The sequence below is a fragment of the Luteitalea sp. genome (assembly GCF_022842525.1).
Classification (GTDB): Bacteria; Acidobacteriota; Vicinamibacteria; order Vicinamibacterales; family Vicinamibacteraceae; genus Luteitalea.
On record NZ_JALHPM010000106.1, the window covers coordinates 1 to 24,253 of the forward strand.

Here is a 24,253-nt window from a genome sequence, read left to right on the forward strand (position 1 = left end):
GCGGCCCCGTGCACCTGCACGCCGCGCACGCGCACCCGCGCCCCTGACGGCCACACCGTCAGCTCGCGGTCGACGTCGATCGCCCCGGACCACAGCGTCCCGGTGACCACCGTGCCGAAGCCCCTGGCCGAGAAGACGCGATCGATGGGTAACCGCACCGGCAGGTCGCGATCGCGGGTACCACGACTGGCGGCGCACTGGACCAGCGTCGCGCGCAACGCGTCGATCCCGGCGCCGGTGCGCGCCGACACGCGCACGACAGGCGCCGCCTCCAGGAACGATCCCTCGACGAGTGCCTGCACCTCGGACTCGGCAATGGCCTGCATCGTCTCGTCGGCCAGGTCGCAGCGCGTCAGCGCGATCACGCCGCGGCGGACGCCCAGCAGGCGACAGATGTCGAAGTGCTCGCGGGTCTGCGGCATCACCGACTCGTCGGCGGCCACCACCAGCAGGACGACGTCGATGCCCCCGATGCCGGCCAGCATCGTGCGGACGAAGCGTTCGTGGCCAGGCACGTCCACGAACGACAGCGTCACATCGTCGACGACGGTGTGGGCGAAACCGAGTTCGATGCTGATGCCGCGGGCACGCTCTTCGGGCAGTCGGTCGGGGTTGGTGCCGGTGAGCGCCTGGACGAGCGCGCTCTTGCCGTGGTCGATGTGCCCGGCCGTCGCGATGGTGAGGTGCATCACTTGCGGCGGCGCACGGCCTTCTTGACCGCGCGTTCCCGCTTGCCCGGGCGCCCCTTGGTCGGCGGGCGGCTGCCGGCCTTGGCCTTCGGGCCGGCCTTGCTCGTGCGCGGCCCCCGGTTGCGTTCGGACTCGCGGATCCGATCCAGCACCTCGACGACACCGAGATCCACCTGGCGTCGATCCTGATCGACCCGCAGGACCTGCACGCGTACGGGGTCGCCGAGCCTGAAGACGCGGTGGGTGTTCTCGCCGCGCAGCTGATGCACCCGTTCGAGGTGACGATAGTAGTCGTCGGCGAGGCTGGAGATGTGCACCAGGCCCTCGACGTAGTGCTCGACGAGCTGCACAAACAGGCCGAACGGGGCGACTCCGGTGATGAAGCCGTTGTACTCCTCGCCGACCTTGTCGGCCATGAAGCGGACCTTCTTCCACGCGACGAGTTCGTTCTCGGCCTCGTCGGCGCGGCGCTCCATCTCGGACGTGTGTCGACCAAGCTCGGGCAGTTCCTCGGTGCGCTCCTCGTAGAGCGCGTCCGAGAGCAGGCCGTGGCGGAACTCGCGCAGCGTGCGGTGGACGATCAGATCCGGATAGCGGCGAATCGGCGACGTGAAGTGGGCGTACGCATCCGCCGCCAGGCCGAAGTGGCCGTGGCACTGCGTGTCGTACCGCGCCTTCTGCATCGTCCGCAGCACCAGCGTCGCGATGGGCCGTTCCTCGGGCTTGCCGCGGAGCTTCTCGACCAGCTTCTGGAAGTGTCGCGGCTTGATCGTGCTGGCGCCAGCAGAGAGCGAGTACCCGAGCGTCGAGATGAACTCCTCGAACTGCTCCACCTTGAGCGGGTCGGGGGCCTCGTGGATGCGGTACAGCGTCGGGACGTCGTTGGACTCGAGGAACGCGGCGACCGTCTCGTTGGCCACCAGCATGCACTCCTCGATCAGGCGATGCGCAACGTTGCGTTCCGCGACGAGGATGTTCTCGATCTGGCCCTCGCTGTCGAGGACGATCTTGGCCTCGGGCAGGTCGAAGTCGATCGAGCCGCGGCGATGCCGGCGCTGGTTGAGGATGACGAAGAGTTCCCGCATCCGCTCGAAGTGCGGCACCAGCTCCCGGTACTTCTCGCGCTGCGCCTCGTCGCCGTCGAGGATGGCGGCGACCTCGTTGTAGGTCATGCGGGCCCGACTGACGATGACGCCATCGTGCATGCTCGATTCGACCACGAGACCACGCGCGTCGATCTCCATCACGCACGACTGCACGAGGCGGTCGACGTGCGGCCGCAGCGAGCACAGGCCCGTGGCCAGCTCCTCCGGGAACATGTGGACCGCACGCTCCGGGAAGTAGACCGAGGTGGACCGCTCGGCGGCTTCGGTGTCCAGCGCACTGCCCTCGTGCACGTAGTGCGCGACATCCGCGATGTGGACCTTCAGCAGATAGTGCCCGTTGGCCAGTCGCTCCACCGAGATGGCATCGTCGAAGTCGCGGGCCGTCTCGCCGTCGATGGTCACGACGACATCGCCGCGGAAGTCGGTGCGGCCCTCGATGTCCTTGGGGTCGACGTCGATGCCCAGCCGGGTGGCCTCGGCGATGCTCTCGTCGGAGTGGCGGTCGGGGATGCCGTGCTTGCGGATGATGATCTGCGTGTCGACGCCCGGGGCCTCGAGGTCGCCGATGATCTCGATGACGCGGCCGAGTGCGCCGCGACCGTGCACCGGCCAGCGCGTCACCTCGATGACGACCATCTGCCCCGGCGTCGCGCCGAGTTCGTCGCCGGCGGGGATCTGCACATCCATGAGCAGCCGCTTGTCGAACGGCGTCACGTACTGCAGCCCGTGCTCTTCCTTGTCGTAGCGGCCGACCGTGGTGGCGGCGCTGCGCTCGAGGATGCGGACGATCCGTCCCTCGGAGCGTCCGTCGCGCCCGTGGCGCTCGACCCGGACGAGCACCCGGTCGCCGTGCATGGCGTCGTGCAGGTTGTGGCCCGCGACATAGATGTCGCCGGTCACCTCGTCGATGGGCTGGTCGAGCTTGACGAAGCCGAACCCGTTGGGGTGCACGGTGATTCGGCCGGGCGCGAGGTCCATCAGCTCGGGCACGCCGAAGTGCCGGCCGCGTGTTTCAATCAGCGCACCGCGATCCACGAGCGTCTTCAACGCTCGGCGCACGCCTGGCGCCTCGGTCTTGGGGAGCTTCAGCGCGCGCATCAGCTCCTTGACGGTCGAGGGATGGGTCACGCGTTCCCGAATCCGGTGCAACAGGTCGTCTGGTGTCATGGTGTCGTCAGCTTTCCCAACCCGGGACCGCCGCGGTCAGTCTACAGGCTTGGTGACCGACGAGGACCTCGTGGCCCGCGCGCAGGCCGGCATGGAGGAGGCCTGGGCCGAGCTCGTCCATCGGCACCACGGGGCCGTCTTCCGGGCCACCCATGCCGCGCTGCTCGCTCGCGACGGCGCCGACGATGCGGCGCAGGAGGCCTGGATTGCTGCGTGGAAGGCACTGGGCGAGTTCCGGGGGCAGTCGTCGTTTCGCACGTGGCTGCTGACGATCGCATGGCGCAAGGCGCTGGATCGCCGGCGCAGCACGAGGGCCTGGCTCCGGATGATTCGGCTCGATCGGGCCGACGACGCTGAGGGGCCGGCCGTGCAGATGGCCGCCCCTGGGGCGAGCGTCGAGGACGGGGTGCTGGACGCCGACGCACGGCTGCGGCTGAAGAAGCTGGTGAAGGGTCTGCCCCGCGCGCACCGCGATGCGCTGTTGCTGATGGCGACGGGGGATCTGCCGTACGCGGAGGCCGCGTCGCTGCTCGGCGTGCCGGTCGGCACCCTGAAGTGGCGCGTGAGCGACGCGCGGCGGCTGTTGCGGGAGCGCCTGGCCCGCTTCGGGTAGGGTCGGCTCTCCGAGCCGGCCGTCATGGGAACGACAATGACCGCACACGACGACGAACACATCGACGCCGCCCTCGAGGCGCTGGCCCGGCCCGAGCCGCCCGTCGACCACCTGACACGCGTGCTGGCGCGGACGGCGGGGACTCCAAGCCGGCCCTCAGCGCACGTCGCCATCGGCGACGGCATGAGCCGGCGTACGCAGTTGCTGCGACCACGATGGCTGCTGCCGATCGCCGCGACGGTGGCCGCGGCCGTCGGGGGCGCCTGGCTGGTCGAAGGATCGCTGCACACGCGCCTGGACGTGGTGATGGGGAGACAGGCCGACGTCCGGCCGGTGACGGCCGGTTCGGAGAACCGGCCCTCCCCAGTGATTCGGAAGCCCGTCGACCTGCCTGTGCTGCCGCCCGAAGCCTACTGGGCGATGGACCCGTTCGAGGAGTGGAAGCGCCTCAGGCCGAGCACCGGGCACCAGGCACCGGCTGTCGGGCGCCCTGCAGGGGGCGCCGGCTCTCCCGCAGCGGCAGCTGTCGCCCAGGGTGCGTGGGCGACGGAGACGCTGCCGCCCATCGAACTGCACACCATCGAGACCGCGCCCATCGACATCGCGCCACTCGCCCCGCTCGACGACATCACCGTGACAGCAATCGCCCTGGCGCCGATCGTGATCGCGCCAGTGGATGCACAGGAGAAGCCATGAAGACGTTCGCGTTCCTGCTGGTTGTGACTGCCCTCGCCACGCCGGCCCTCGCGCAGGACACCCCGCGTGTGACGATCCCGGACGTCGGTCACGTGACACGGCCCGACACGGGGTACGTCACGGTGCCCGACAAACCGCAGGTCACAGTGCCCGACACACCACAGGTCACGGTGCCAGACACCCCGCGGGCCGCCCAGCCCGCTCCACCCGCGCCGCCCCCGTCGGCCGACCGGCGGCCGATGCCGACACACAACGTGAAGGTGGACGTGACCATCACGGAACAGTACGGCTCGGCCCCGCCAACGAAGAAGGCCTTGTCACTGATCGTGGCCGACGGACGCCAGAGCGCTGTTCGCAGCAACACCGATGCGCCCATTGCCATCGGCGGGAGCCGCAACCTGATGCTGAACATCGACGCGTCGGTGAACGTGACCTCGAATCAACGGGTCCTTCTGGACCTTCGATTCATCTACTCGACAGTGAGTGTCATGGCGCCGTTGGCAGGGGAAGGCCGCGCAACGCCGGTCACGCCGGAAGAGAAGGTCGCCGCAGCGCCGAGACCCGGCTACGGCGGCATCCAGGACATGCTGGTCTTCCTCCTCACTCCCGGCGTCCCGGTAGTCGCGGCACGGCACGCTGATGCGGCCACCGACCGCACCGTCACGGTCGAGGTGAAGGCAGAGATTCTCAAGTAGGGGTCTACGTGGGCCTTGGGCCCCGGGCCCTGGGCCTTCGGTACTGAGCCTCGAGCCCTGAGCCCTGAGACTGATCTACGCTGTCAGTCATGACTCGTGCGCGTCTGTGGGGATACTTCGCGGGAACGGCGGCCGTGGCCGCGCTGTTCGGCTTCCTCTTCGGCTGGTATCAGGCCTACCCGGCACAGCACAGTCGCGACCGGGCGCTGCTGCGGCTGCGCGTCTCCGAAGCCCGGGCACGGACCCTGGACGCGCGCATCGCCCTGGTTCGCGCCAACTACGGCAATGCCCGCGAACACACCGAAGAGGCCATCCGCCTGCTCGAGGCCTTCAAGAGTTCCGGACAGCGCGAGTTGGCCCAGAGCGAGTCGGCCAAGGTGGAACGCGCGCAGCAGTTGCTGAAGGAATCGCTGGGTCTCGCACCGACGATGCCGACGCCGGCCGCGGGCGGGGGCGCTGCCGGCGGACGTCCAGAGGATCAGGCCGAGGCCCGGGCGCTCGAGGCGTCCAACCTGCTTGGTGAGGTCTATCGGGCGACGCCCGAACCCTAGGCGGCCGGCTGACGCAGGCCGTCACGGCCTCACGTCAGTAGACGAGGGCCACCTGCAGGTCGCCGACGTTGGTGTCGGTCGGCCCGGTCCGCACGACGGTGCCGAGCCGCCGGTGCAGTTCGTACGCGTTGTTGTCGTCCAGCCAGGCGTCCACGGTGAGACCGAGCGACCGCGCGAGATCCGCCGTGTCGTTGTCGGCCCACGCGCCAGCCGCGTCGGTCGGTCCATCGATGCCGTCGGTGCCGATGCTGCTCAGCAGCGCTGGCCGCGAGACGCGAGCGAGGGCGTCGATGGCGCCAGCCACGAACTCCTGGTTGCGGCCGCCCCGTCCCTTCCCCGTCACCGTCACTGTCGTTTCGCCGCTGCTGATGACGCAGAGCGGGCCGCGACGCTCCCCCACCGCCGCCAACACGGCCGCGACATGAGCCGCGCCGGCCTGTCTCGCCTCGCCGAGCACCGGCGGCGAGAGCACGACGACATCGTAGCCACGACGCCTGGCATCCTCGGCCGCACTCGCCATCGCCACGTGGCGCGTGCCGATCAACTCGTACCGGCTGCGGCGCATCGCAGCATCGCCCGGCTTGGGTGACTCCGCGACGGCACCAGACACGCCGCGCTGCAGCCAGGCCCGTACCGAGGCCGGCACCGCCTCCTGGGCCGCCACGGTCGAGACGATGCGCCAGGCATCGGCAAAGGTCGACGGATCGGGCACCGTCGGACCCGACCCGATCACACTCGGGTCGTCTTCCACCGGCGCCACGACGTCGGAGATGGCCAGCGTCAGGGTCTGGCCGGCACACGCCGCCGCGAGACGACCGCCCTTGACCCGCGAGAGGTGCTTGCGCACGCAGTTCAGTGCGTCGATCGCCCGGCCGTCGTGCATCAGCGCACGCGTGATCTGCTGCTTCTCCGCCAGCGACACGCCGTCGACCGGGCGGCAGAGCAAGGCCGACGCCCCTCCCGACAACAGCACGATGAGGCGCCCGTCGACCGGCACCGCGCGGGCCGCCGCGAGCGCCGCGTCAGCCGCCGCCACACTCTCGGGTGTCGGTGTCGGATGACCGCCGGTGTACCACTCGACATCGTCGGGGACGCGGTGCGCGTCGTGCGTGCCGACGCCGATCGCCCGCTCGGGCAGATCCGGCACCAGGGCGTACCACCGCTCGAGCATCGCCGCGGACGCCTTGCCGGCGGCCACGAGCGTGTACGGCTGACCGGGTGTGACCAGCGGCACCGTCCCCTGCAGAACACGGCGCAGCAGCGCCGACGCCGAGACGGCGGCCAGCGCCGTGCCCGTGATGGCCGACAGATCGTCGCGGGCTCGCGACGGCAGCATCAGTGGAGGCAGCGCCCGTCAACCCAGGTTCTGGCGCTGACGTGGCTGAATTGGTCGAGAATGCCGCTGACGACCTGATCGGCGCGCCCCTGCCGGCAGAGCAGTTCGAGCTGCGCCATCACGCGATCGAGGGCGACTTCGACACAGGCGACGGTCTGTTGGGAGTAGCAGTCACGCTGGCTGTCCAGCTGATGATGGCAGCGCTGGAGTTCCTCGCGGTAGAACTCCGCGAGCAGGGACACACGAAGAAGAGGGTCCACGGTGTTTCTGGTGTGTCGGGAGCGACACTTCCCACTCTAGCGAGCCGTGCTACCGGGTGTCAACGATCGATCTCACGGGAGCCGACCCACCCCGCGAGACCGCCCGCCACCAGGGTGACCATCGCAAGCGTAAGCAGTTGCTGCCCTGTCAGGAACGGCACGTCGGGAAGTTCGAGCACGCGCGCCCACGTCGCCGCCGGGCCGCGCCACAGCGCCCAGGCCGCGACGCGCAGCAGCACCAGCGCCAGTACGGTGCCGGCCGCCGCCTGCAGCAACCCCTCGGCGACGAACGGACCGACGATCGCCCGCGGTGGGGCCCCGACCAGTCCCAGCACCTCGATCTCGTCGCGACGGGCGTAGTAGCCCAGACGAAGCACGGCCGCCACCGCCGCAAACGCGGCCAGCGCCAGCAGCATTGCCAGCACGGCCACGACGCGCTGCACGGTCGTCACCGTCAGCAGCACACGGCGCAGCACGTCACGGTCGTACACCACATCGTCGACCCCCGGAGAGGCCCGCAGGCGCGCCACGAGGGCGTCGACCTGTGGCTCGGTGGCCGACGATGAGAGGCGCGCGTCGATGACGGCGCCGAACGGTCGCTCGGGCAGCGCGGTGATCACGCCGGCGAGGTCCGGGAAGTCCGCCGTCACACGCGCCGTCGCGGCGTCGGCATCGAGCACGTCGACGGTGGCGACGGCGGCATCGCGACGCGCGAGCGCCGCGGCCGCCTCGCGCTCGGCCGCCGTGGCATCGCGCGAGAGGAAGACCGACAACTCGGCCGCTTGCGTCATGCGACCGGTGACGTCGCGCAGCGCCGCCGACGCGACCAGCGCCGCGGCGACGACGAACACCGCCGCCGCCAGCAGGCATGCGGAGAGCAGGGCGACGCGCCAGCGCCGCCGCATCGACGTCCACGCCTCGTCGACGCAGTAGCGCAGGAATCCGGACGCGTGAACGTCCTCGTGACGACGCACGCTCATGCGACGCCTCGATCGCCGACGATCTGGCCGTGGTGCAACCGCACGACCCGGCGGTTGATGTAGGTGATGAGATCCTGATCGTGGGTCGCCATCACCACCGTCGTGCCCGAGGCATTGATGTCGCGAAAGATGTCCATGACCTCGAGGGACAGCGCGCGGTCGAGGTTGCCGGTCGGCTCGTCGGCCAGCAGGATCGACGGCTCGTTCATCAGGGCGCGCGCGATGGCCACGCGCTGCTGTTCGCCGCCGGACAACTGCTGGGGAAACGCCTCCATCCGGTGCTGGAGACCGACCTGCTGCAACAGCATCGACGCCCGGCGCCACTGCTGCGCCCGCGCCACCCCCATCACCCGCGCGACCGTCGCCACGTTCTCGAACACCGTCCGCGCCGGCAACAGCTTGAAATCCTGGAAGACGAACCCGACGGTCCGACGGTAGGCCTGCCGGGCCTCACGCGCCAGCGTGGCGAGGTCGGTGCCGTCGACCAGCACCTGGCCGGAGGTGGCGATGTCTTCCCGCAGCAGCAGCCGCAACAGCGTCGACTTGCCGGCACCGCTCGGGCCAGCCAGGCAGACGAACTCGCCCTTGCCGATGGCGAGCGACACCTCGCGCAGCGCGTCGGCGCCATCGCCATAGGACTTGGTGACCGAAGCAAGCGTGATCACGAACGTGGCACTCCTGGGCGCGTCTCGATCAACTCGGCCCGCACGCGACCGAAACCGGCAGCCACGTCGATACGCAATGGTAACCGGCGATCGTCGGCACTCAGCCAGAGATCGATGGCCGGCGGTGCCCGGCGTTGCACGCGCTGCACGAGGGCCGGCCGCATGCGCAGCGTGCTGGTGGGCCGGCCGCGCCAGTCGATCGTCTCGGCCGTCAGCGGTCCCGACTGCAGCGTCAGGTTCCGTCCCATGTCGTTGACGGGAATCGCGACCTCGACACCGGCGGCCAGCGCCAGCGTCCGCACGAGCAGGAAGGCCGCGATGGGGTCGCGATGGTCCTGCGGCGCCCGGAATCCGGGACCGGCCTCCACCGACGCCGCGTCAGGCGGCACCACGCGGACCACACCGCCGGGGCCATCGTGGAACACCGACTGATCCACCTGTCGCCGGCCTTCGCGAATCTCCCGCAGATGCACGATGGGGCGGAACTCGGCGTCCGTGTAGGTGCGGAAGACGTCCCTGGCCTCGAAGAACCGCGCCACCCAGGGCGCCGTGGTGAGCGAGACACGCGCTTCGTGCCGGATGCGGCTGCGGTCCGCCGCGCCGAGCCACGGGGGCAGCCGCGCATCGTCACCCGCGGCCGGAAGAATCGCGATCTCGACCGTGCCGGCCGAGACCTTCGTGCCGGCGCCATCCCAGAAGACGTCGTAGCGACTGATCTCGCCGGGGGCGAAGCCAGGCGTACCCGGCGTCGGCGCGCTCACCGTGGCCGGCGCGCCAACCGCGGCGAGCAGCGTGGCCTCGTCGGCCAGTTCGTAGATGAACGACGGCGTCCCCGCGTCGCCGGTCACACTGGCACGGCGGGCCAGCGGCCACGCCCCTTCCAGATCGCCCTGCGGGGCCACCACGAACCGCACGCCGAGGTCGTGCAGGGTCCAGATCGCGTCGGCCGAGGGGAACGATCCCAGCGCGCCGGCCACCGCGCCGGCAAAGGCGGCGCGCTGGCCGCTGTAGCCGTTCACGATCGGGCGGCCGTGCACGAGCGTGCCCAGCATGAGCGGGGTGGCGGCGCGATCCTCGGGTTGCGGCAGGAACGCGACCGTGCCAGGCCCAGGCGCGTCGCGCAACCAGGCACTGACGGATGTCTCGAAGACCGGCGCGTCGACATACGGCACGCGCCAGGCCATGGCCTCGACCGCGACCAGCGCCGACAGTCCGAGGATGACGGGGCGGAATCCCGAGGCCATCTCGCGCCGCCACCAGGTCACGGCGAAGGCAGCCGCACCCGCCACGCCGAAGGCCAGCAGCACGCCGAACCTGGCCGGCGCGCGCACGGCCTGGAAGCCGAAAATCCAGCGATGCGCGACGGCGTACACGCTGCGCACACCATCGGGGCCGAGCGCGAACACGACCCCGGCGAGGGCGACGACCAGCCAGGTCCAGAGCAGCGGCTGCCGTCGGTGCCGCCCGAGCGCCACGAGCGACAACGCCGCCAGCGCCAGGGCTCCCCAGCCCGGCAGCAGGCCATCTTCCTCGGTGCGCCCGATCGGCGCCAGCGGCAGCGGCCGCCACGGCGGCTCGCTGATGAAGCTCACCGGTGTCGCGGCATGGCGCGTGGCCTCATCCATCGTGCGCACGAAGCCTTCGCGCTGCTGCACCTGGACGTACGGCACCAGCACCGGCGCCACCAGCGCGATCGCCACCAGCGCGCCAACGCCCAGCGGCGCGATCAGCCGGCCCAGTGACACGCGACCTGCCGCCGCCACGAGGGCCAGGCCGCCGAGGCCGAGCGCGACCAGGCCGATCACCGCGTAGTACACCGAGCTCAGCGTCGTCAGGCCGAACCACAGGCCGAGCCAGGCGCCGTCCTGCCACCGCCGACGCGCGACCACGCGATGCAGGGCCCCGAACGCCAGCGGCAGGAAGTACAGCGCCTGCAACTGCAGATGCAGCACGTGCGAGAACCGATAGGCGCAGAAGCCCCAGATGAGGCCGCCGATCAGCGGCCCGAGCGTGTCGTCGAGCACCTGGCGCAGATACCACCACATCGCCCAGGCGCTGGCGGCCAGCGATGCGATGAACACCACGTTGTAACTGAGGACGGGGTCGCGCCAGATCGCATGGACGGGCGACACCAGCAGCGCCTGCAGCAACAGGTGATCGGTGAACGCCAGGGTCTGCCGCGCCGGATGGAAGATGGGGGCGTCGAAGACGCGGCCATCGATCCACGACATCGGCGCCTGGAACAGTTGCCGCAGGTCCCAGCCGAGCGTGAACAGATTCAGATACGGGTCACCGGCCCCTTGCGGCGCGCCGAGCAGCGCCCGCGGGTGGCGCGCCAGCGGCCAGGTGGCGACGATGGCGACACCGGCGTAGAGGGCGAGCGCCGCCAGGCGGGCCCGCCAACCGGCCTGCCCGGACTCAGGCGTCGAGGTGACGCTGGATGAGGGCATGCACCACTTTCGGATTCGCCGTGCCGCGCGTCAGCTTCATCACCTGCCCGACGAGCGCGCCGATGGCCTGGACACGCCCGGCCTTGTAGCTCGCCACGGCGTCGGGGTTGGCCGCCACCACGGTGGCCACATGCGCCAGCAGGGCCGACTCGTCGCCGACCTGCGTCAGCCCCTCGCGCTCGACGATGACCGACGCGGATTCCCGGGTGGCCCACATCGTCTCGAAGACCTGCCGGGCCGCCGCCGTGCTGATGGTGCCGGCGTCCACGAGGCCGAGCAGTTCGGCGAGGGCCGCTGGCGCGATCGGGCACGTGCCGATGGCCACGTCCTGCTCCTTCAGCGTGCGCAGCACGTCCCCCATCACCCAGTTGGAGGCCAGCTTGGCTGGCGCGACCGCAGCGACGGCCTCGAAGTAGCCGGCGACCTCGGGGTCCTGCGTCAGCACGCCGGCATCGTAGGCCGGCAGACCGTACTGCGCGACGAACCGCGCACGTCGGGCCGCCGGCAACTCCGGCATCGCGGCCCGGACACGCGCGACCTGCCCTGGCGCGAGGACCAGCATCGGCAGGTCGGGCTCCGGAAAATACCGGTAGTCGTGCGCTTCTTCCTTGCTGCGCATCGAGAAGGTGCGACCGGCGTCGGGATCGAACAGGCGCGTCTCCTGTGCGATCGATCCGCCTTCGCCCACGACCGCCGACTGACGGGCGATCTCGTACTCGATGGCCTTCTGCAGGTAGCGGAACGAGTTGACGTTCTTGACCTCGACCTTCGTGCCGAACGCCGCCTGTCCGCGCGGGCGCACGGAGACGTTGGCGTCGCAGCGCAGGCTGCCTTCCTCGAGATTGCCGTCGTTGACGCCAATCGCGACGAGCACGTCACGGATGTAGGTGAAGTAGGCCGCGGCGGCGGCGGCGGTCCGGAGGTCCGGCTCGGACACGATCTCGATGAGTGGCGTGCCGGCACGATTGAGATCGATGCCAGTCAGGTTCGGGTCGCCGGTGCCCTCGTGCAGGGACTTGCCGGCGTCCTCTTCCATGTGGATCCGCGTGATGCCGACGTGCACCGCCTGGCCGTCCACCTCGAGGTCCACCTGCCCCCCGGTGGCGATCGGCCGATCGAACTGCGAGATCTGGTAGCCCTTGGGCAGATCCGGATAGAAGTAGTTCTTGCGGGCGAACTCCGACACCTCGTGCACGGTGCAGCCGAGCGCCAGGGCGGCCGCAATCGCCTTGTCGACGGCGTCGGCGTTCAGCACCGGCAGCGCGCCGGGCATGCCCAGGCACACCGGACAGGTGTGCGAGTTGGGCGGTGCGCCGAAGGCCGGGGTGCAGCCGCAGAAGATCTTGGTGCGCGTCTGGAGCTGGGCGTGCACCTCGAGACCGATCACGGCCTCGAACTGCACGGGAAGAAGGGTCGCCGCCACCGGGACATTGTAGGCGACTGCCGCGCGGGACGTCAGACGGCGGCGAGCCCAGGCAATCGGGTGAACGTCCGGACCACATCGGGGTCGAACTGCGTGCCGCTGGCGCGGACCAGTTCGCTGATCGCCTGCTCGTGCGTCAGCGAATCGCGGAACGGACGCGGCGACCGCATCGCATCGTAGGAATCGACCACCGCGAGCACGCGGCTGGTCATGGGAATCTCGTCGCTGGCGAGCTGCCGCGGGTACCCGCCCCCGGCATACTCCTCGAACCGCGAGCGGATGATGCCGGCTGCGGGCCGCAGCGCCGGCAGCGCCTCCAGAATCGAGGCGCCGAGATCGGGGACGCGCCGCCACAACGCGCGCTCCTCCGCCGTCAGCTCGCCCGTCTTGTTCAACAGCCCGTCCGGCAGCACCAGCCGCCCGAGTTCGTGCAGCAGCGCCGCCTGCCCCAGCAACTCCACCTGGCTGGCCGGCACCCGCATCGTGCTCGCCAGTGCCACGGCGAACTGCCGCACGCGATGGCTGTGCTCGCGCCACACGTCGTTGCGGAACGCCACGAGGTCGAGCGCGGCCTCGACCTGGGCCGTCGTCTCGATCTGCAACCGGGTGAGCGCCTCGATCAGGCGGGCGTGGCGCGCCCCGAGTTCGGAGGCGCGCTGCTCGCGCAACAGGCGATCGGCGCGACGCAGGCGATGCTGACGCATGCCGTTCTCGAGCGCCCGCGACAGGCTGCGCTGGTCGAACGGCTTGAGCAGATAGTCCACCACCCCCTGCTGCAAGCCACGGAGGGCCCAGTCCACGTCGTGGACGCCCGTCAGCAGGACGACCGCCATGTCCGGATGATGGGCGCGGACCTGATCGAGGAACCAGAAGCCGTCGTGGCCGGGCATCTGCACGTCACACAGCGCCACGGAGACGCCCTGCGTCGCGGCGACCGCCAGGGCCTCATCGGCGCCAGCCACCGCCACCGGGTGGCACCCGTCGGCCTCGACCCACGCCGTCAGCACATCGCGCACGTCCTCGTCGTCGTCGATGACCAGCACGCAGGCCTGCTCGTCGATGCGGTCCTCGGCGAGGGCATCGAAGCCTTGGTCCATTCCGGCGCGAGCCATCACGCCGCTCCCTTTCCCCGGCGCGCGATGGTCACGCCCAGATCGAGCCGTTCGAGCTTGCGGTAGAGGGCCCGCCGACTGATGCCGAGCAGCGTGGCGGCCTTCTTCTTGTTGTTGGCGGCGTGCTGCAGCGCCCGCATGATGTGCTCGCGTTCGACGTCGGACAACGGCTCGAGGTCGTCGTCGGCCTCCGTCGCGGCCGCGACGGCGCGGGACGCCGTCTGGGGGCCGCGCGGCACGAGTCCATGCGCCGAGGGACGCGGCGACGGCAGGCTGGCCTTGACGTCCATCTCGCCCACCAGGCGACCCTCCGCCATCAGGCAGGCCCGTTCGATCACGTTGCGCAGCTCGCGGACGTTGCCCAGCCAGTCGGCTTCCTGCAGCAGACGCTCGGCGCCCGCCGTGAGGCCGTTGAGCGGCTTGGCGAGACGCGCGGCGGTCGTCCGCATGAACGCGTTGGCGAGGTACACGATGTCGTCGCGTCGGTCGCGCAGGGGCGGCACGTGCATGTCGATGACGTTGAGCCGGTAGAACAGGTCTCGACGGAATCGCCCGGCGTCGCATTCGACCTCGAGATCGCGGTTGGTCGCGGCGATCACCTGCACGTCGACCTTGCGCGGCTCCAGCGACCCGACGCGGTGGACCTCACCGAACTCGATGGTCCGCAGCAGCTTGGCCTGCACGCCCGGTGGGAGTTCGCCGACCTCGTCGAGAAAGAGGGTGCCGCCGTCGGCCAGCTCGAACAGACCGGACTTGGATTCGGTGGCCCCGGTGAACGCGCCGCGCACGTGCCCGAAGAGCTCGCTCTCGAAGAGCGTTTCGACGACAGCCGAGCAGTTGATGACGACGAACCGGCGGTCGCCGCGCGGCCCGAGCTGGTGCAGGGCCCGCGCGACCAGTTCCTTGCCCGTGCCCGTCTCACCACTCACCAGAGCCGTGCGGACATGCGGTGCCATCGTCCGCAACATGCGGAAGAGCTTCTGCATCGGCACCGAGCGGCCGATCATGCCGTGGAACGAGACCCCCGTGGATCGCTCGGCCGGGAACAGGCGCACCCGTCGCCGCAGCGCGTCGTCGACGCGGTCGCTCAACAGGCCGCGCAACGTGTCGGCATCGAGCGGCTCACGCAGGTAGTCGTGGACACCGAGGCGGATCGCGGCCACGGCGGATTCGACCGATGCCCGCGCCGTGACCAGCACCATCGAGAGATCCGGGGCCTCCTCGCGGACGGTCGTGACGAGCGTGAGGCCATCCATGTCGAGCAGGTCGAGCGAGGCCAGCAGCACGTCCGGCGGGCGCTGCCTGAAGGCGGCCAGTCCCTCGATCCCCGTACCGCAGACGTGCACCGCGAAGCCGACGCCTTCGGCCGTGGCGCACACGAGGTCGCGTGTCGGACCGGCGGGCTGGATGATGAGGAGGGTCGGCGTGCTCATGGGACGTGCTCTGCCTGTCAAATCGGCCAGGCCGTGCGCCCCTTGAACCAAAGCGACACACGCGGGGCGCACACCAGAGGGAGGGCTCAGGGGACAGGGCTCAGGGGGGCAGGGGCACGGCTCAGGGCTCAAGGCTCAAGGCTCAAAGCTCAAGGCTCAGGGCGCAGGGCTCAGGGAAGGACGAAGGACAAAGGGAGAAGGGAGAAGGGCGAAGCAAGAAGGGAGAAGAAGACTGGCGCTGTGGCCGGAGCCTGAAACCTGAAACCTGAGACATGAGACCTGAGACCTGAGACCTGGGTGATGCGAAGATGGCGTCGCGTGATGGGGCTGCTCGTCGTTCGACCCGCCGTGTGCCGGACCACCCTGCTGGGGTTGCTGATGCTCGTCGGCGCCCTCTCGGCATGTGCGGGGCGCGCACCCCGACCCCAGGGACCTGCGCCCCAGCCGCCGCCGGGGGGCCGCGGTCCGTCCGCCCCGTCGCTGCCTGCGGCGCCGGGTCGTGGCGCACCGGAGCCGGTCGAGGGGCTGTCCCTGCGGCTGGAACTGGGCGCCCGGGGCAGCGGCACGGTGGTGCGGGTCGACCTCGAGACCTACGTCCGCGACGTCGTCGTCGGCGAGATCGCCGTGGCCGCGCCCGACGGGCCGCTGGCGCGGCCGGTCTATGAGGCCCAGGCGATCGTGGCCCGCACCTACGCGTTGGCGGTGCGCGGCCGCCATGCGGCCGACGGGTTCGACCTGTGTTCGACGACCCACTGCCAGGTGTATCAGCCCGACCAGTGGCGGCGAAGCCGATGGGCCGCCGAGGTCGATGCGGCGGTGCGGCGGACGCGGGGGCGCTTCCTCGCGAGCGCTGGGCGGCCCATCGAGGCGGTCTTCCACGCCCACTGTGGTGGCCACACCAGCGCGGCGGCGGAGGTGTGGCGCAGCGTCGGGGCCCCGTATCTCCAGGGCGTGGACGACCCCTTCTGCCTGCGTGAGCAGGCCGCGCCGTGGACCGCCACGCTGCCCCTGGACACCCTGCGCACGGCCCTGAACCGGCGGCCGCGCACGGAGGTCGGCGACCGGCTCGACGGCGTGCAGGTCTTGCGCCGCGACGCGGGGGGCCGGGTGGTCGAAGTGGCCGTGTCGGGCACGCGGGCGCCGGTGGTGACCGGTGAAGACTTCCGGCTGGCCGTGCTGGCCGCCGCCGGGCCACGCAGCCTGCGGAGCGCCCGGTTCGACGTGCAACGGGTCGGCGCAGACCTGGTCTTCACGGGACGCGGCTCAGGCCATGGCGTGGGGTTGTGCCAGACCGGCCTGATTGGTCGCCTCCGCGCCGGGCAGTCGGCCGAGCAGGCCCTGGCGGCGTACTACCCCGGGGCGATCCTCACGAGCGTCGGCGGCACGTAGCCACCTCGGCGCGGCGCCCGGCCCGGAGGCCCGTCGCGTCAGAAGATGGCGGCCAGCTCGGCAAAGCGCTCGACACGCAGGATGCCGGGGTCCTGCGTCTCCGGCAGTTCGGCGAGTTCGAGCGCCCAGGTACCGGGGTGCGGCACGAACACGGCCCCGAACCCCGCCGCGCGCGCCGGCAGGATGTCGGACTTCGGGCTGTTGCCGATCATCCACGACCGGGCCGGGCTGGCCCCGAGCCGGCGCGCCGCGTCGAGATAGGCGCCCTGATCCTTCTCGCGGACGACGTCGACCTGATGGAACAGGTCGCGCAGGCCGGACCGCACGACCTTGTCCCACTGCTCGTCATGGTTGCCCTTGGTGAACAGCACCACGCGGTGGCGTCGTCGGAGATAGGCCAGCGTGTCGGCCACGCCCGGCAGCAGTTCGAGACGCTTGCGGCGCAGCGACGCGATTTCGGTGCGGAGGAAGGGCCGGATCTCGTCGAGGGAGGCGCCGATGCCGACGTGCTCGCACAGCACTTCGAGCGACGCGCCGAAATTCAGCGAGCCGTAGCCGTGGGCCCGCGTCCGCTGCCGCTCGATCGCCAGCAGGGCGTCGCGGGTGCGATCGCTGCTGACGCCGTACTCGGCCAGACGCATCGCCGTGCGGCTGATCACGGAGTCGAAGTAGACGTTGTTCTCCCAGAGCGTGTCGTCGGCGTCGATGAACAGGGTCAGGCCCGGATGCACGCCACCTCCCGCGCCGGGCACGTGCTCACGACGTCATCGCGTAGACCGCGATGTTGACGGCGAGCTTCGTGTTGTCCTCGCGCCGGAACCGCTTGTTCTTCCAGTCGTAGTCCCATTCGCAGCCGTAGTCCTTGTTGCTGTAGAGCACGCCGAGACGCCCGTCGTGCTCCACGGCCCGCAGGTAGTCGTGGACCAGATCGTCGCCCCAGCCGTTCAGTTCGTGCGCGGTCGTGGGCGGCGTGTCGAAGGTGAAGAAGCACCGGTAGAGCGGATGACTGGCCGGGATCTTCGGCATCTCCCCGGCCTTGCCGAAGGTGGCCCGCATCTCCTGCTCGAAGCTGCGGGCATAGAGGCCATCGATGTCGTGATTGCAGTCGTCGGAGAACAGCAGGCCGCCCTGCTCGACGAAGGCGCGCAGACCGCGCCGCTCCCGGTCGCTGAAGCGCACGAGCAGATGGCCGGTCATGAACAGGAACGGGAACGCCGCCAGATCGGGCGCATCGGCCGGAATCACGACCTCGTCGCGGTAGACGGGGATGTTCGTGTACTCGACGAGGCTGTTGAGGACGTTGGCCGCGACCTTCGGGTTGTAGTCCCAGTCGCCGGACGCGTAGCGCAGGCGGGCGAAGACGAACTCGGAGGGGCGTGGCTGGGCCCGCGCGGTGTCGCCGGCCGCGACGAGCGCCGCGCCGGCGCCGGCGGCCAGGGCCCGCGGCAGGAACGCCCGACGACTGATCAGCACGGCGCCAATTGTAAAGCGGCGCGCCTCCGTAGTAGCGTGAAGCCTTCCATGCTTCCGCCGGTAAACGCATCCGCCTCTCACCGGCGTACCCAGCTATGGCAGCCATGAGGCCCCCAGGCACCGCCGTCGCCGGCGCCCCGGGCGACGTCGACGTCGCGGCGGCGGTCAAGAGTCACCTCGCCGCCGGCGAGGGAGCGGCGGCGCGTGAGCTGTATGGCGAACTGGTGCGTCGGCACCAGCGCAAGGCGACGAGAATCGCCCTGTATTACCTGCGGGAGTCGGCCGAAGCCGACGAAGCCGTGCAGGATGCCTTCGTCAAGGCCTACACGCACCTGCGCGACTTCGAGTACGGGCGGTCCTTCGAGGTCTGGTTCACGCGGATCCTGGTCAACAGCTGCCTGGATCGCGTCAAGGCCCGGGGACGGCGCGCGCGCTGGATGATCGCCGCCGACGACCTCGGCGACGCGAGCCCGCTGGATCGTGTGGCGGTGCCGCGGGAGTCGACGCCCGAGGCCCTGGCCCTGCGGCGCGAACGGGGCGAGCGCCTGATGGACGCCATCGCACGCCTGCCGGAGCGACAGCGGACCGTGGTCCTGCTCAGTCAGATCGAGGGCTCGACCACCAGGGAAGTCAGTGAAGTGACCGGCCTGCGCGAGACGACGATCCGGGTGCACCTGTTCCGTGCCCTGCGCCGCCTCCGCCTGTTGCTGGCCGACGATCCGGCGTTCGGCACGGCGCCGACACGGAACTGAGAGACGAAATGATGCTGACGCGCCCGATGCGCTGGTTCGGCGAGTGGGGTCTGCCCCACCTGAGTGACGAGTCGCTCCTCGAGCTGCATGCGCTGCTGCGTGCCGGTGAGCATGCCGTGGCGGCCCGGTACCTGAAGCACGTGAAGAGCTGCGAGTCGTGTGCCGCCCGCTTCGACCACGTGCGGGAAGGCGCCGCCGCCCTGCGCCGGGACGTCACCGCGAGTGCCGACGCCCGTATCACCCCGGCCCGCCTCGAGCGGCAGTTCGACGTCATCATGCGCCGGCTCGAGGGGCACTCCGGCCGGGTCCTGCCCTTCCCCACGTCCGTCCATCGCCCGGCACCGACGCCCATCATGCGGCGATGGGTGGCCATGGCCGCGGCGTGCGGACTTGTCATCGGCCTCGGCGCCGGGCGCCTGATCGGGCCCGTGCCGGCCTCGCCAGCCAACGCCTGGCGCCCCGGGGGCCCCGTCTCGGTGTCGGGCGGAGCCGCGAGCGTGCAACCGGAGACCGACGAGCAGATGCTCGTCGAGATCGACGCGGCCCTCACGCGGAGCCGCACCAAGGAGTTCCGCGCCCTCGACGAGCTCACCCCCCGCGTGGCCGACGCTCGGGCACGACCGCGTCGGTAACGTCCCGTATACTGCGGAGTGGTGCAGCCACTCATCTTCCGCAAGGGCCTCGACCTCAAGGACGCCGTCAAGGGCGACCTTGCCCGCGACTACCACAGTGACGTCGTCGAGCAGATCCGCGCCGCGGACTACCGCTACGACAACGGACGCCTGACGATCCATCTCGCGCGCGAATTCGGGTTCTGCTACGGCGTGGACCGGGCCGTCGACTACGCCTACCAGGCGCGGATGCGGTTCGCGGACCAGCGGGTGTACCTGACCGGCGAGATCATCCACAACCCCCACGTCAACGAGAAGCTCCGGACCGCGGGGATCCGCTTCCTGAGCGACCCGGGAGAGCCCTCACCCGAGCTCGGGGCGGGCGACGTCGTCATCATCCCGGCCTTCGGGGTCACGGTCCACGAACTGGCGCGGCTGCAGGGCCTGGGCTGCACGCTGGTGGACACCACCTGCGGGTCGGTCCTGAACGTCTGGAAGAACGTCACGCGCTACGCGCGCGAGGGGTTCACCGCCGTCATCCACGGCAAGGTCAAGCACGAGGAGACGCAGGCGACCGCCAGCCAGGCGCTGAAGACGCCCGGGGGCCGGTATCTGGTGGTGCTCGACAAGGTGGAGGCCGAGGAGGTCTGCGCCTACATCCGCGGCACGGGCGATCGTGATGCCTTCATGAGTCGGTTCGGCAAGGCCGTCTCGGTCGGGTTCGACCCGGATCGCGATCTCGGCCACATCGGGCTGGCCAATCAGACGACGATGCTGATGTCCGAGTCGCTGGAGATCGCGGCGATGCTGCGCCAGGCCATGGAAGACCGCTACGGAGTCGAGGCCCTCGCCGAGCGGTATCGGGCCTTCGACACCATCTGCAGCGCCACGCAGGAGCGGCAGGACGCCGTCATTGCGCTGCTCGACAGCGAGGCCATCGACCTCATGCTCGTGGTGGGCGGCTACAACAGCAGCAACACCTGCAATCTGGCCCGGATCTGCGCCGATCGCGTCCCGACCTATCACATCGCGGACGTGGACCGCATCGTGTCGGCCGACCGCATCCGCCATCGGCCCGTCCCGCCTTCGGATCAGCCGCTCGCCAAGCTGCCGGAAATCGAGACGCCGGACTGGCTGCCCCGGCACGGGGCCGTGCGGGTGGGCCTCACCGCCGGGGCCTCCACCCCCAACAACATCATCGGCATTGTCGTCGAGCGGCTGGCCGTTCATGCCGCCGAGACGGCCCCCGCCGCGCCCCCCCGGTAAACAGCAGCCGAGCCGTCGCCGTACCCGGAAGCGGGGAAGGTGTGTATATGAAAACGTTTGCTGTGGGAGCCGCGTGTCTGGTGGCCCTGGCCATGGGCCTGGGCCTGGCCGTGGCGGAGGGCTCGGAAGGGCAACGCCCGTCGAAGTGGTGGCAGAACCCGGTCTGCAAGTCGCGCGTCGGGCTCAAGGACGCGCAGACGGCCGAGATCGAGCGGATTTTCCAGTCCGTGCGCGATGAGTTGCGGGCCGAGAAGGCCGAACTCGAGAGGCAGGAAGCGATGCTGTCCCGCCTGCTGGCCGAGTCCAACGACGATGAGGCGGTGGTGGTGCGCACCATCGACCGGGTCGAGGCGGCCCGGAGTGCGCTGGCCAAGACGCGCACGCTGATGCTCTACCGGATGCATCGGCTGCTGTCGCCGGACCAGCGGGCCCGGCTGGATGCCTTCGAGCGGGAACAGGCGCAGGCGGCTGAGGCGTCACCGGGCTCGAGTCGGCCACGCGAGTGAATTGAGGATCCGGATGCAGTCCGGACCGTCGGCCATCGTGCCGGCATTGGAGGATCGTTCGTGAGATTGACTGTGTCCCTGGCGGCGGCTGTCCTGGCGGCAACCGTGGCCCTTCCCCCGACGCCGGCCCATGCGCAATCGCGCAGCATGGAGACCTCCGACGCCCGCGTGGCCGAGTTGCTGCGCCTCGTGGCCGGGCAGCAGCCCGCCCCCGCACAACCCGGCACGCCGGTCGTGCCCGGCAGTGCGGCGCCGGTCTCCACCGACCTGCCGCTGAAGATCGAGGACGCCGTGGCGATGGCGCTCGAGAAGAATCTGGACATCGCCGTCGAGCGGTTGAACCCGACCGCCTTCGACTTCAGCCTCAAGGCGCTGCGGGCCCAGTTCAACCCGGCCCTCACCGGCACCCTGGGGGCCAACAGCACCACGCAGCTGCCGACCAGTCAGCTCATCGGTGGTGAGCGCGTCGTCAACGAACAGCTGACCTACAACGTCGGCGCGCAGCAGGCCCTGCCGTGGTGGGGTGGGCAGTATTCGGTGGCCTTCAACAACCGCCGCCAGGACAACAACAACGCCTTCGCGACGTTCAACCCGCAGTACAACGCCACGCTGCAGGGCCAGTTGATCCTGCCGCTGTTGCGCGGCCGCCAGATCGACAACGTGCGGACCCAGCTGCGCATCACGCAGATCAACCGGGAGCTGTCGGACGTCCAGGTCCGGACGACCGTCACCGAGACGCTGGCCAACGTCCGCAATGCCTACTGGGACCTCGTCTTCGCCAAGGAAGTCGTCAGCGTCGCCGAGCGCTCGCTGCAGCTGGCCGAGAGCCTGGTCGCCGACAACAAGGTCCGCGTCGAAGTGGGCACGCTGGCACCGATCGACGTCATCCAGGCGGAGGCCGAAGCGGCGACGCGCCGGCAGACCCTGGCCGCCCTCGAGGCACAGGCGCAGACCGCCGAACTGGCCCTCAAGCGCCTGATCGTGTCTGGCACATCGGACCCGATGTGGAGTGCGCGGCTCAGTCCAGTCGATCGTCCGACGCTCACCGAGCGGCCGGCCCCGCTCGAGGAAGCCCTGCGCAACGCCCTGAACAACCGCACCGACCTGGTCGAGCGCAAGCGCAACCTGGAGATCACCGACGCCAACCTCGCGTTGCTGAAGAACCAGCGACTGCCGGGCGCCAACCTCATCGCCAACTACGGCCTGCAGGGCATCGGTGGTACCCGCATCCTGTCGCGCAATCCGCTGACGGTGGAAGAAGGCGGCTACATCGACGCGCTCGACCTCCTCGGTCAGCGTGACTACCCCACCTGGAACGTCCAGGTCCAGTTCTCCTACCCGCTCGGCACCAACCCGGCGGCGGCGCAGTACGAGCGGGCCCGCATCGGCCTCGAGCAGAGCCTCACGCAGATCCGCAGCCTCGAGTTGCAGATCGCCACCGAGGTCACCAACGCCCGTCTCCAGGTGGATGCCAACCTGAAGCGCGTCGAGGCATCCCGCGTGGCCCGCGAGTTGTCGCAGCGCCGACTCGAAGCCGAGCAGAGCAAGTTCGACGTCGGGCTCTCGACCAACTACTTCGTCGTGCAGGCCCAGCGTGACCTGCTCGCGGCCGAGAACACGCTGTTGCGCGCGGCGCTCGACTATCAGCAGTCACTGGTCAACTTCGAGCGGGCCCAGCTCACCTCGGGCCGCGGCGGCGTGACGATCAACACCGGCGTGGGCGCGGTGACCGGGACCGGCGCGACGACCGGCACCGGCAACAACACCGGCACCGGCACCAACACCAATACGGGCACGGGCACTGGCGGGAACCCCAACATTCCTGGCGGCATTCCTGGCGTCGGAGGTCAGTGATGCGGAAGTGGATGGTCGGGATGGCCCTGGTGCTGGTCGCCGGGATTGGGTACTACACGTTCGCAGGGAGCGGGTCCGAGTCGCCGGCGCAGGGCGGCGCCAACGGCGCCAAGAAGGGCGGCCCCCCGGGCGCCTTCGCCCAGCCGCCGATGACCGTGGCGCTGACGAAGGTGGCTCGCGCCTCGCTCGAAGCGTACGTCGAGGTGGTCGGCAGCCTCGTCGGCGCGCAGACGGTCGACGTCGTGCCGCGCGCGCAAGGTCGGCTGCAGAGCCTCGCGGTCCGCATCGGTGATCCGGTCGCGCAAGGTCAGCTGCTCGCCAAGGTCGAAGATCAGGAACTGCGCGAGCAGCTGCGTCAGTCCGACGCCTCCTACGAAGTCGCCCGCGCCACCATCCGACAGCGCGAGGCCGACCTCTCCTTCGCGAAGACGAACCTCGATCGCAACAAGAGCCTGTTCGACCGCGGGCTGCTGCCGCGCCAGTCGCTCGACGATGCCGAGGCTCGCTTCCAGGCGTCGCAGGCCCAGCTCGATCTGGCGCAGGCCCAGTTGCAGCAGGCCGCCTCGCGGCGCGAAGAGTTGCGTATCAACCTGGCCAACACGTCGGTGCAGTCGCCGGTCACGGGCTTCGTGGCCAAGCGCCTGGTCGACCCGGGCGCGTACGTGACGCAGAACGTGACGCTGCTGTCGGTCGTGGACATCTCCACCGTGCGGCTCGTCGTCAACCTGGTCGAGCGCGACCTGCGCAAGGTCAGCGTCGGGGCCGGGGCCGCGGTCACGGTGGATGCGTATCCCGGCGAGCGCTTCGATGGCCGCGTCGCCCGCGTCGCCCCCGTGCTCGACCCCGCGACGCGCACGGCGGAGATGGAAGTCGAGATTCCGAACCGCAGCGGTCGCCTGAAGCCTGGCATGTACGCGCGGGTGCGCCTCATCAGCGCCAACAAGGACGACGCGCTCGTGGTCCCGAAGTCCGCCGTGGTGGACTCGCAGGGCCGCAAGGGCGTGTTCCTCGTCCGCAACGGCCAGGCCATCTTCCGCGGCGTGACGCTCGGGCTCGAAGAACCGAATCGGATCGAGGTCACCGACGGTCTCACCGAAGACGAAGAAGTCGTCTCGACCGGCGCCACGTCGCTGCGCGACGGCGCCAAGGTGCTGCTCGCGAGTGGCGGGTCCGGAGGCGCCGGCGGGCGCGGCGCCGGGGCGGGGCCCAACGCCGGCACGGCCTGC

The 24,253-nt window shown here is 70.3% G+C and carries 23 protein-coding genes; 11 read left to right on the forward strand and 12 right to left on the reverse strand.

What is annotated here, in order from left to right:
- Together selB and rnr are read right to left on the reverse strand one after the other, a co-directional pair.
- On the reverse strand, positions 1 to 689 hold a 689-nt coding region (selB, locus tag Q0C41_RS19185; RefSeq protein WP_291986390.1), incomplete at its 3' end, for a selenocysteine-specific translation elongation factor.
- Positions 689 to 2,962, reverse strand: a complete 2,274-nt coding sequence (gene rnr, locus Q0C41_RS19190; RefSeq protein WP_291986392.1) for a ribonuclease R — start codon at positions 2,960 to 2,962, stop codon at positions 689 to 691. The genes selB and rnr, both read right to left, overlap by 1 nt.
- 52 nt (positions 2,963 to 3,014) lie before the next feature.
- Here rnr and Q0C41_RS19195 point away from each other — a divergent pair, with 52 nt between their 5' ends.
- The 4 genes from Q0C41_RS19195 (at position 3,015) to Q0C41_RS19210 (ending at position 5,517) form a co-directional block, all read left to right on the forward strand.
- Positions 3,015 to 3,575, forward strand: a complete 561-nt coding sequence (locus tag Q0C41_RS19195; RefSeq protein WP_291986394.1) for an RNA polymerase sigma factor — start codon at positions 3,015 to 3,017, stop codon at positions 3,573 to 3,575.
- A gap of 36 nt (positions 3,576 to 3,611) precedes the next feature.
- On the forward strand, positions 3,612 to 4,271 hold the full coding sequence (locus tag Q0C41_RS19200; RefSeq protein ID WP_291986397.1) for a hypothetical protein: 660 nt from the start codon (positions 3,612 to 3,614) through the stop codon (positions 4,269 to 4,271).
- On the forward strand, positions 4,268 to 4,966 hold the full coding sequence (locus Q0C41_RS19205) for a hypothetical protein (protein WP_291986398.1): 699 nt from the start codon (positions 4,268 to 4,270) through the stop codon (positions 4,964 to 4,966). The genes Q0C41_RS19200 and Q0C41_RS19205 overlap by 4 nt, the downstream gene beginning before the upstream one ends.
- Before the next feature lie 89 nt (positions 4,967 to 5,055).
- A complete protein-coding gene (locus Q0C41_RS19210; protein WP_291986401.1) occupies positions 5,056 to 5,517 on the forward strand; it encodes a hypothetical protein in 462 nt (153 codons plus the stop codon).
- Positions 5,518 to 5,551: 34 nt separating this feature from the next.
- On the opposite strand, the gene Q0C41_RS19215 is transcribed toward Q0C41_RS19210, so the two are convergent.
- From Q0C41_RS19215 to Q0C41_RS19250, 8 genes are read right to left on the reverse strand one after another with little or no spacing between them, the layout of a single operon-like run.
- Entirely contained in the window at positions 5,552 to 6,853 is a 1,302-nt protein-coding gene (locus tag Q0C41_RS19215) for a DUF4147 domain-containing protein (RefSeq protein ID WP_291986403.1), read from the reverse strand.
- The gene (locus Q0C41_RS19220; RefSeq protein WP_291986405.1) at positions 6,853 to 7,113 is read right to left on the reverse strand and encodes a hypothetical protein; all 261 of its coding nucleotides are present in this window, start codon (positions 7,111 to 7,113) and stop codon (positions 6,853 to 6,855) included. Before Q0C41_RS19220 ends, Q0C41_RS19215 begins: the two co-directional genes overlap by 1 nt.
- A gap of 59 nt (positions 7,114 to 7,172) precedes the next feature.
- The gene (locus tag Q0C41_RS19225; protein WP_291986407.1) at positions 7,173 to 8,093 is read right to left on the reverse strand and encodes a permease-like cell division protein FtsX; all 921 of its coding nucleotides are present in this window, start codon (positions 8,091 to 8,093) and stop codon (positions 7,173 to 7,175) included.
- On the reverse strand, positions 8,090 to 8,758 hold the full coding sequence (gene ftsE, locus Q0C41_RS19230; protein ID WP_291986410.1) for a cell division ATP-binding protein FtsE: 669 nt from the start codon (positions 8,756 to 8,758) through the stop codon (positions 8,090 to 8,092). The genes Q0C41_RS19225 and ftsE overlap by 4 nt, the downstream gene beginning before the upstream one ends.
- On the reverse strand, positions 8,755 to 11,208 hold the full coding sequence (locus tag Q0C41_RS19235) for a DUF3108 domain-containing protein (RefSeq protein ID WP_291986411.1): 2,454 nt from the start codon (positions 11,206 to 11,208) through the stop codon (positions 8,755 to 8,757). The genes ftsE and Q0C41_RS19235 overlap by 4 nt, the downstream gene beginning before the upstream one ends.
- Entirely contained in the window at positions 11,177 to 12,610 is a 1,434-nt protein-coding gene (gene gatB, locus Q0C41_RS19240; protein WP_367079239.1) for an Asp-tRNA(Asn)/Glu-tRNA(Gln) amidotransferase subunit GatB, read from the reverse strand. Before gatB ends, Q0C41_RS19235 begins: the two co-directional genes overlap by 32 nt.
- Before the next feature lie 53 nt (positions 12,611 to 12,663).
- Complete coding sequence (locus tag Q0C41_RS19245) at positions 12,664 to 13,743, reverse strand: HD domain-containing phosphohydrolase (RefSeq protein WP_291986415.1); 1,080 nt, start codon at positions 13,741 to 13,743, stop codon at positions 12,664 to 12,666.
- Entirely contained in the window at positions 13,743 to 15,176 is a 1,434-nt protein-coding gene (locus tag Q0C41_RS19250) for a sigma-54 dependent transcriptional regulator (protein ID WP_291986417.1), read from the reverse strand. Before Q0C41_RS19250 ends, Q0C41_RS19245 begins: the two co-directional genes overlap by 1 nt.
- Positions 15,177 to 15,476: 300 nt before the next feature.
- Here Q0C41_RS19250 and Q0C41_RS19255 point away from each other — a divergent pair, with 300 nt between their 5' ends.
- Positions 15,477 to 16,565, forward strand: a complete 1,089-nt coding sequence (locus Q0C41_RS19255; RefSeq protein WP_291986419.1) for a SpoIID/LytB domain-containing protein — start codon at positions 15,477 to 15,479, stop codon at positions 16,563 to 16,565.
- A gap of 38 nt (positions 16,566 to 16,603) precedes the next feature.
- Here the strand turns inward: Q0C41_RS19255 and Q0C41_RS19260 are convergent, their stop codons facing one another.
- Positions 16,604 to 17,296 (reverse strand): HAD family hydrolase, encoded by a 693-nt coding sequence (locus Q0C41_RS19260; protein WP_291986421.1) that lies wholly within the window; start codon positions 17,294 to 17,296, stop codon positions 16,604 to 16,606.
- A gap of 25 nt (positions 17,297 to 17,321) precedes the next feature.
- Positions 17,322 to 18,032, reverse strand: a complete 711-nt coding sequence (locus tag Q0C41_RS19265) for a DUF4159 domain-containing protein (RefSeq protein ID WP_367079240.1) — start codon at positions 18,030 to 18,032, stop codon at positions 17,322 to 17,324.
- A 110-nt stretch (positions 18,033 to 18,142) separates the two neighbouring features.
- On the opposite strand from Q0C41_RS19265, the gene Q0C41_RS19270 reads away from it, so the two are divergent.
- The 6 genes from Q0C41_RS19270 to Q0C41_RS19295 form a co-directional block, all read left to right on the forward strand.
- The gene (locus Q0C41_RS19270) at positions 18,143 to 18,790 is read left to right on the forward strand and encodes a sigma-70 family RNA polymerase sigma factor (RefSeq protein WP_291986425.1); all 648 of its coding nucleotides are present in this window, start codon (positions 18,143 to 18,145) and stop codon (positions 18,788 to 18,790) included.
- 8 nt (positions 18,791 to 18,798) lie between these two features.
- On the forward strand, positions 18,799 to 19,422 hold the full coding sequence (locus Q0C41_RS19275) for a hypothetical protein (RefSeq protein WP_291986428.1): 624 nt from the start codon (positions 18,799 to 18,801) through the stop codon (positions 19,420 to 19,422).
- Positions 19,423 to 19,443: 21 nt separating this feature from the next.
- A complete protein-coding gene (locus Q0C41_RS19280) occupies positions 19,444 to 20,667 on the forward strand; it encodes a 4-hydroxy-3-methylbut-2-enyl diphosphate reductase (protein ID WP_291986430.1) in 1,224 nt (407 codons plus the stop codon).
- A gap of 47 nt (positions 20,668 to 20,714) precedes the next feature.
- Entirely contained in the window at positions 20,715 to 21,173 is a 459-nt protein-coding gene (locus Q0C41_RS19285) for a periplasmic heavy metal sensor (RefSeq protein ID WP_291986432.1), read from the forward strand.
- Between the two features lie 60 nt (positions 21,174 to 21,233).
- The gene (locus Q0C41_RS19290; protein ID WP_291986434.1) at positions 21,234 to 23,027 is read left to right on the forward strand and encodes a TolC family protein; all 1,794 of its coding nucleotides are present in this window, start codon (positions 21,234 to 21,236) and stop codon (positions 23,025 to 23,027) included.
- On the forward strand, positions 23,027 to 24,253 hold a 1,227-nt coding region (locus Q0C41_RS19295), incomplete at its 3' end, for an efflux RND transporter periplasmic adaptor subunit (protein WP_291986436.1). The genes Q0C41_RS19290 and Q0C41_RS19295, both read left to right, overlap by 1 nt.

What these genes read in the sequence shown, in the direction of transcription:
- Q0C41_RS19285 (WP_291986432.1), top strand. Translation starts at nt 20,715, where the DNA reads ATGAAAACGTTTGCTGTGGGAGCCGCGTGTCTGGTGGCCCTGGCCATG.
- Q0C41_RS19235 (WP_291986411.1), bottom strand. Translation starts at nt 11,208, where the DNA reads ATGCCCTCATCCAGCGTCACCTCGACGCCTGAGTCCGGGCAGGCCGGT.
- Q0C41_RS19200 (WP_291986397.1), top strand. Translation starts at nt 3,612, where the DNA reads ATGACCGCACACGACGACGAACACATCGACGCCGCCCTCGAGGCGCTG.
- Q0C41_RS19225 (WP_291986407.1), bottom strand. Translation starts at nt 8,093, where the DNA reads ATGAGCGTGCGTCGTCACGAGGACGTTCACGCGTCCGGATTCCTGCGC.
- rnr (WP_291986392.1), bottom strand. Translation starts at nt 2,962, where the DNA reads ATGACACCAGACGACCTGTTGCACCGGATTCGGGAACGCGTGACCCAT.
- Q0C41_RS19245 (WP_291986415.1), bottom strand. Translation starts at nt 13,743, where the DNA reads ATGGCTCGCGCCGGAATGGACCAAGGCTTCGATGCCCTCGCCGAGGAC.
- Q0C41_RS19270 (WP_291986425.1), top strand. Translation starts at nt 18,143, where the DNA reads ATGAGGCCCCCAGGCACCGCCGTCGCCGGCGCCCCGGGCGACGTCGAC.
- Q0C41_RS19255 (WP_291986419.1), top strand. Translation starts at nt 15,477, where the DNA reads ATGCGAAGATGGCGTCGCGTGATGGGGCTGCTCGTCGTTCGACCCGCC.
- Q0C41_RS19205 (WP_291986398.1), top strand. Translation starts at nt 4,268, where the DNA reads ATGAAGACGTTCGCGTTCCTGCTGGTTGTGACTGCCCTCGCCACGCCG.
- Q0C41_RS19250 (WP_291986417.1), bottom strand. Translation starts at nt 15,176, where the DNA reads ATGAGCACGCCGACCCTCCTCATCATCCAGCCCGCCGGTCCGACACGC.
- Q0C41_RS19210 (WP_291986401.1), top strand. Translation starts at nt 5,056, where the DNA reads ATGACTCGTGCGCGTCTGTGGGGATACTTCGCGGGAACGGCGGCCGTG.
- Q0C41_RS19275 (WP_291986428.1), top strand. Translation starts at nt 18,799, where the DNA reads ATGATGCTGACGCGCCCGATGCGCTGGTTCGGCGAGTGGGGTCTGCCC.
- Q0C41_RS19215 (WP_291986403.1), bottom strand. Translation starts at nt 6,853, where the DNA reads ATGCTGCCGTCGCGAGCCCGCGACGATCTGTCGGCCATCACGGGCACG.